Here is a 6,860-nt window from a genome sequence, read left to right as displayed (position 1 = left end):
TATGAACGATGGCGAGCATCGGCAATGTACGCCGCAGCCGCCGGCTCAGGTGACTGCTACTAACTGGGTTGATGGGGCCAAGGATTGCAATAGCCGGAAGGTTTCGCAGTCCCGGACTGTTACGACGACTCCGTATAAGTGGGACTCGGGTAAGCGTAAGTGGGTGCTCGATACCGGTAAGGCGTCGAAGCGGACCGAGAATCGCCAGCGGGATATGAACGATGGCGAGCATCGGCAATGTACGCCGCAGCCGCCGGCTCAGGTGACTGCTACTAACTGGGTTGATGGGGCCAAGGATTGCAATAGCCGGAAGGTTTCGCAGTCGCGGACCGTGACGACGACTCCGTATAAGTGGGATTCGGGTAAGCGGCAGTGGGTGCTCGACACGAGCAAGGCTTCGAAGAGGACCGAGAATCGTCAGCGGGATATGAACGACGGCGAACATAAGGCGTGCAGCCCGCAGCCGCCGGCCCAAGTCACGGCAACTAACTGGGCTGATGGGGTGAAGGATTGCAACACCAGGAAGGTAACGCAGTCGCGTACTGTGACGACCACTCCGTATCGGTGGGATTCTTCCTCGCGTAAGTGGGTCTTGGACACCGCAAAGGCAAGCAAGAAGACTGAGTCGCGGCAGCGGGACATGAACGACGGCGAACATAAGGCGTGTAGCCCGCAGCCGAATCCTCAGGTGACTGCTACTAATTGGGTTGATGGCGCGAAGGACTGCAACAGCCGGAAGGTTTCGCAGTCGCGTACGGTGACGACGACTCCGTATAAGTGGGATTCTTCCTCGCGTAAGTGGGTGCCCGATAATGCCGCTGCAACGAAGAAGACTGAGAATCGTCAGCGGGATATGAATGATGGCGAGCATCGTGAATGTACTCCGCAACCGCAGGCTCAAGTTACCGAGACTAACTGGGTTGATGGGGCCAAGGATTGCAACAGCCGTAAGGTGCCCCAGTCGCGGACGGTGACGACGACTCCGTATAAGTGGGACTCGTCCCAGCGTAAGTGGGTGCTCGACACCGGTAAGGCGTCGAAGAAGACTGAGACGCGCCAGCGGGATATGAATGATGCCGAGCATCAGGCTTGTACTCCGAGGCTGCCGGTTCAGGTCACGTCAACGGAATGGGTTGATGGGGCCAAGGATTGCAATACCCGTAAGGTGACGCAATCCCGGACGGTGACCACGACTCCGACTAAGTGGGACTCGTCCCAGCGTAAGTGGGTCTTGGATAGTGCTGCGTCGTCGACAAAGACTGAAACGCGCGAGCGGGACATGGATGAGCGAGAAGTGGGGGAATGCGTGAATGTTGCCCTCACGGTTTCTCACGACACGCTCACGGTGGTCAAAGGCCAACCGGTATTACAGCCGCTAAGTGTGGAAGCCACCTCGACTACGGATGCGGGGCTGATCAGCCTCCAAACCGTCTGCGCTCCGAAACACGAGGGGCAGGCTGACACGGATCAGAATGGACTGCCTGCCGGTGTTGAGTTGGTGCGGGTCAAGCAAGCGCCTAATGACGCTGAGCTTGCGGGCAATGGTGCGCGGACGGTTGGTGAGGTGGATGGTAATGCCACCCAGGCCGAGCTCGGCACGTATCGGTGTTGGGTGTATGCCACAAAACCCGGTATCACCATCGACCCGCTTACCGGCGCGGCTACCGGGCCTAACGCTGTGGAAGGCGTGGGGTGGGCACGCAAGCCTTTGAGTGTGGAGGTTGTGCAGCCTGCGTTGCCGAAGACGGGCCAGACAAACGTGAACTACCTCGCCGGTAGTGGTGCCCTCATGATCCTTGCCCTGACGGGCGGATGGTGGATCACCCGCAGGAAGAAGGGGGTGGGCCGCCGCGCGTGAACCGATACACCCACCTCTATCCAGTCTCGGGAAAACAGACGGTGGGGTAGGCCCGAGTGAAGGGCAGGTTTTTAGCAAGTTCAACAACAAGCGCTTGGCGTGAGTCGGGCGTGTTGGCCAGCACATTGTACGGTGCTGAAATTATTGGGAAGGAAAAACTATGGCTCGTAAGAAGTCATTGAGAGCGTTGGTGGCGGCGTGTGCGCTGGCACTGACGGGAATGGGTATCGGGGCAGCTAACGCTGCACCTGGTAGTGATCCTGCTCCGGTTGCTCCGTGGGCGCAGGGTGCTCCCACGACGGGGTCGATTACGATCACGAAACAGGAAGCAACCACCAAGAAGCCGGTTGCGGGCGCGAAGTTCACTGTTACCAAGGTTGAATCCATCAAGGGCACAGCGCTTGGTGATATGAAGAAGATGAGCGATTGGGAGACTGTCGCAGCTTCAATCAACGAGCTCAACGCGAATCCGGGTAGTGCAGATGTGGCGCTGAGCACGACCGTGACCTATGAACAGGAAACGACAGCCGATGGGACAGCTTCCTTCGCGAGCCTGCCGCTTGGCCTGTACAAGATTGTGGAATCTGAGGTTCCGGCTGGGTATACCTCGGATATTAAGCCGTTCTTTATGACGGTTCCGGAAATCACCGGTACCTCTTCCACTGACCAGAAGTACACCTATGATGTTTCGGTCACCCCGAAGAATATGGATGCCCGTAATCTGGTGAGCAAGACTGGTGCTTTCGATAAGGTTGTGGGCGCGGGCGATGACATCTCCTACACGATTTCGGCGACCTTGAATAAGAAGGGCCCAATCACCGGGGCTGATATTAAGGGCTTCGCGGTTTTCGACGATGCGATGACTGATGCCTACACCTTGATCGATAAGACCGCGGTCAAGGCCGTGAAAGTGAACGGCGAAGTAATTGCGGAATCTCAGTACGACATTGCTACCTCGACTGAGGGTGTGGAAGCGGGTCGTACTCGCTTGCAGGTGAACTTCACCGACGAGGGACTCAATGCTATCGCGGCGAAGGCAACTGCGTCGGAGGCTCCGGTGGTTACCGTAGACCTCACCTTCACTTTGAAGACTGATCTGGATGTTGCTTCGGTTTCTAATAAGTTTGGTTTCATCCCCGGACACTCGGATAGCGAGCCGACCCCCGGCCCGATTGTTCCCGAACCCGGGCCGACCCCTGGCCCCGGCCCGGAGCCGGGTCCTGGCCCGAATCCGTTCCCGACTATTGATTTCTACGATTTCCAGATCTCCAAGACCAATGCTTCGGATGGAAGTGCGCTTGCGGGTGCGAAGTTCGTGGCCTTCGCCAGCAAGACCGATGCAGAGAAGTGTGTGGCTCAGAAGGATCGCACCCAGTGCACTGGAGCTTCGGTTGGTTTCGGTACCAAGGTGACCGGCGATGATGGTTTGACTCCGAAGTTTAAGGCGAAGAAGGGCGAGGCTTTCTACGTGGTTGAGGTCGAAGCTCCCTCCAAGTTCATTCGCTCGGATGAAATCACCGAAGTCACCGTAACCGATCAGGCCGGCCGGGTCTTCCAGACGGGTATTAAGAACGTGCCGACGAAGGATTCGGGTAAGTGGTTCGACCTGCCTAAGACCGGTGCTATCGGGGTGGGTATCTTCGCCCTCCTTGGTGCGGGTCTGGTGGCGAGCGGTGCGGTGACGCACCTGCGTTCGCGTAAAAACAACGCCTAAACGCAAATAGCGGTTCAGGTTTGCCAGCCTGAGTAGGTAACGAAGATTGTGGGGCCGGTCAGTCCGACTGGCCCCACAACCTATCAATCGCGAGTTAATTCTGCACGAGTAGCGCAATACGAATTGCACGTCTAACGCAAGGAAAAGGCCACGCCAGGGAAGGGGGTAGGGACGTGACAGGTGAAGCGGGCCCGATGCGTGGGCGGCGCGCCCTAGAGGCCCCGACACCCAACCCCATTACAGCTAAGCCAACCGTATCCGAGGTGGCACCCGCGGCGGTGCCTCATGTGGAGCCCGAAGCGCAGCCTAGTTTGGCTCGTGGGCGGCGGGCGGCGCGTGTGGGTGAGGAAAGCGGGTTTGCTAGCCTGCTGTTCTATACCGATCCGAAAGAGGATAAACGTAGGCTCTCCCCGTTGGCCATGATCCTCATCGGGATCCTCTGCCTCGCTTATCCCGTGACTTCGACGGTGTGGAATAACTGGCAATCCAAAGTGGTCTCCCGTGCCTATGAGGGCCAGGTGAATACCCAATCCCAGGAACTGCGCAACTCGTATATCGAGCGTGCTCACGCCTATAACGCCACCCATCAAGGTATGGCGGTCCTTGATCCTTATCTTGACGATATAGCCACAGACCTGCCTGCCTATCAGGAATACGCGAGGGTGCTTGATCAACCGGACGGGATTATGGGGATCGTGAAAATCCCGAAGATCGGGGTAAAACTCCCGATCTACCACGGCACCTCACCGCAGACTCTGCAGCGTGGGGCAGGGCATATGTTCGGGACCGATATACCGGTAGGCGGTATAAACCGGCATAGTGTGGTGACGGCTCATACTGGCCTGCCGACCTCGTCGATGTTTGACCGGCTCACTGATCTGGGTATCGGGGATGAGTTCTTCTTCGAAATCCAAGGCCAAGTCTTCGGTTACCGCGTGGTCAGAGTAGACGTCGTCGACCCTCACGACCCAAGCCTGCTGGTACGCGTACCGGGGCGTGACCTAGCCACTCTTCTAACGTGTACTCCGTATGGGGTGAATTCGCATCGTTTGCTGGTGACGGGTGAGCGGGTGTTGCCTGATCCCGTGGAGGTGCCGGCGGTGGACGGGTTGCAATGGTCATGGTGGATGACCCTCTTCGTGCTCGCCATCCTTATATCTTTGCTGTTCGCGTTCCTAGTGGTTCGCTCCGCACTCGCCCGGCGCGGGGAGGACTCCAGGCGGCTTATGCTGCCCCGGCACATGCTCCGCTAGCGGGCGGCCAAAACTACTCAACAATCTGAACAATTCAGCATCACGACATACAACGAGGTACCGGTGTGAGACTGGAATTATTAGAAACCCTCATTCTCTATTCACGTTTAGGGACCATGGACGCGGTGGCCCGCCAATGCGGCTGTACTACCGCGGCGGTTGTGAAGCGTATCCAGCTTTTGGAAGAAGAAGTCGGCCAGACGCTTACCCGTAGAGTCGGGCGCGGTAGGGAACTCACCGAAGCCGGGTGCTACCTGGTTGAGCGCAGTCATCAGATCTTGGGGCTCGTGGATAGCACGGTGGCGGAGCTTCAGAATCTGGAGGATAACCCGCAGGGCACTATCGTGATCGCCGGGCGGGAAAGCAGCGCCCTGGATAGCCTGGCGCCCGTGATGAGCCAGGTGCGGGAGCGTTACCCGGGGATTAGTTTCCAGGTCACGTTGTGCGGGCGCGAGGCAGCTACCCGGATGATCGGTGAGGGTACTGCGTCTTTCGCGGTGCTCGATGATTCCTGGGACTGCACGGCCTGGGAAACCCTCGCGCTTAGCGGTGAAGACCGTTGGGGTTTGTTGGTGCGCAGCGATAGTGATGTGGTTGGGCGAGGAACGGTTCGGCGGGCGGATATTACTCAGCGGTCCTTGATTATGCCGAAGGAGCGTAGCCGAGAGCTTGGATATTGGTTGGATAAGGAAAAACAGTTGACGGTGGTGGGCCGGTACGGGACGAGCCGCGGGGCCCGGGTGATGGTCGAGGCCGGGGTGGGTGAAGCTATCGTGCTGGAGAATATGGCACTGGGCGGGAACGCGGGGCTAGGCGGGAACGCTGGTGCCGGGGCGGGGGTGGTAGCTGACGGTGCGGGCCTGGTGTTCATCCCCTTGGATTGGTTGGTGGGTTTGACCTGCGTGCTTGCCTGGGATAAACAAACACGCCTGAGCCGGGTGGGGGAGATATTCCTGGAAGCAGTGCGTGCAGCCACGGCCGGTGGAAACGTGGCCGGCGGGAGCGCAGCCGGCTAGAAGTTACCCACAGAATCACTAAACGCTTCCCTCAGCCACAGTCCGGTAAATAGCTCTTTGCTGTGCCTTGGTGCCATGCGAGAATAACGGAGAAGGGCGGGTAACCACCCGGAACTCGCAATTGATTGAAGGAGTGACACATGACTGCACAGTCGAACCGCTTGTATTATCCAGAGCTTACCTTTTACTCGCTTGAAGATGTTCTCAAGCGCAAGGAAGAGATCTTACGTCAGGTCAGAATGACCCGGGAAGAATTCGACCGACGCGCTGATAGCTACCAGCTCGGGCCGGAAGAGTCTGATGCTTATTTCGAAATGATAGGTCTGGATCGCTTCGAGGAGTTGTACCGTGGTGAACGAACACTTGGATGAGCGAGCCGATGAATTTGCGGCACATCTACAGCGGATTGGGGAGCTGATTGATCCCGAGTTCTCTCTGATGAAACAAAGGGCTCCAAAGGAAGATCTTCCAACAATACGATTGTCGGGTGATATTTGCGTTGATCGTTTCCTTCTTGTCCGCTTCGATTACGAGGTTTTCCTGAATTCAGAAACCGGTTTACTCACCGTTAATGAATCAACGTTCTCGGTCATCCGAGGAGCAAAAAGCCGCGAGCCGCTGGTGCGTTGGGATTATATTCGCTCACCACGCTCCAATATTCCCTGCGCACATATCCAGATCCATTCCCACCGCGATGAATGGACACACGCCCTGGTCCTGGGCGGCAATCATTCCCGCCGGTCGCGCCGGCGCATCAAGAACGAGGCCCGCACTCCCCACATTGCCGATATTCATTTCACGGTGGGCCGGCGCTGGTTCCGGCCCTGCCTGGAAGAAATTCTCCTCTTCGTCATTGATGAGCTCGGGGTAGCGTGCACACCTGGGGCACGCGAAGCGCTCAACCAAGGCATCGAGGATTGGGAACAGATCCAGGTGCGATCCGTAGTGCGGCATAACCGCGCCACAGCCCTCCAAGCTCTTAAAGAGTGAACCACCCGCGCTAATAAAATGCGACCGAG

Annotated in this window: 6 protein-coding genes; all 6 read left to right on the top strand. The window is 57.8% G+C overall.

What is annotated here, in order from left to right:
* Positions 1 to 1,858: LPXTG cell wall anchor domain-containing protein (locus PWJ82_RS07935; protein ID WP_274736134.1), on the top strand; the 1,858-nt coding region annotated here is incomplete at its 5' end.
* A 160-nt stretch (positions 1,859 to 2,018) separates the two neighbouring features.
* A complete protein-coding gene (locus tag PWJ82_RS07930) occupies positions 2,019 to 3,572 on the top strand; it encodes a SpaH/EbpB family LPXTG-anchored major pilin (RefSeq protein WP_274736132.1) in 1,554 nt (517 codons plus the stop codon).
* A gap of 173 nt (positions 3,573 to 3,745) precedes the next feature.
* The gene (locus tag PWJ82_RS07925; RefSeq protein ID WP_274736131.1) at positions 3,746 to 4,825 is read left to right on the top strand and encodes a class C sortase; all 1,080 of its coding nucleotides are present in this window, start codon (positions 3,746 to 3,748) and stop codon (positions 4,823 to 4,825) included.
* A gap of 65 nt (positions 4,826 to 4,890) precedes the next feature.
* Positions 4,891 to 5,841 carry a LysR family transcriptional regulator gene (locus PWJ82_RS07920; RefSeq protein WP_274736130.1) on the top strand — a complete coding sequence of 317 codons (951 nt, stop codon included), beginning with the start codon at positions 4,891 to 4,893 and terminating at the stop codon, positions 5,839 to 5,841.
* A 140-nt stretch (positions 5,842 to 5,981) separates the two neighbouring features.
* Positions 5,982 to 6,212: a hypothetical protein gene (locus PWJ82_RS07915; RefSeq protein WP_274736129.1), complete on the top strand. Its 231-nt coding sequence runs from the start codon at positions 5,982 to 5,984 to the stop codon at positions 6,210 to 6,212.
* Positions 6,190 to 6,831 (top strand): hypothetical protein, encoded by a 642-nt coding sequence (locus PWJ82_RS07910; protein WP_274736127.1) that lies wholly within the window; start codon positions 6,190 to 6,192, stop codon positions 6,829 to 6,831. Before PWJ82_RS07915 ends, PWJ82_RS07910 begins: the two co-directional genes overlap by 23 nt.
* The last annotated feature ends 29 nt before the right edge of the window (positions 6,832 to 6,860 follow it).

Origin of the sequence: Actinotignum schaalii (assembly GCF_028864145.1) — a bacterium.
Lineage (GTDB): Bacteria > Actinomycetota > Actinomycetes > Actinomycetales > Actinomycetaceae > Actinotignum > Actinotignum schaalii_B.
This window is presented reverse-complemented; position numbering and strand designations above follow the sequence as displayed.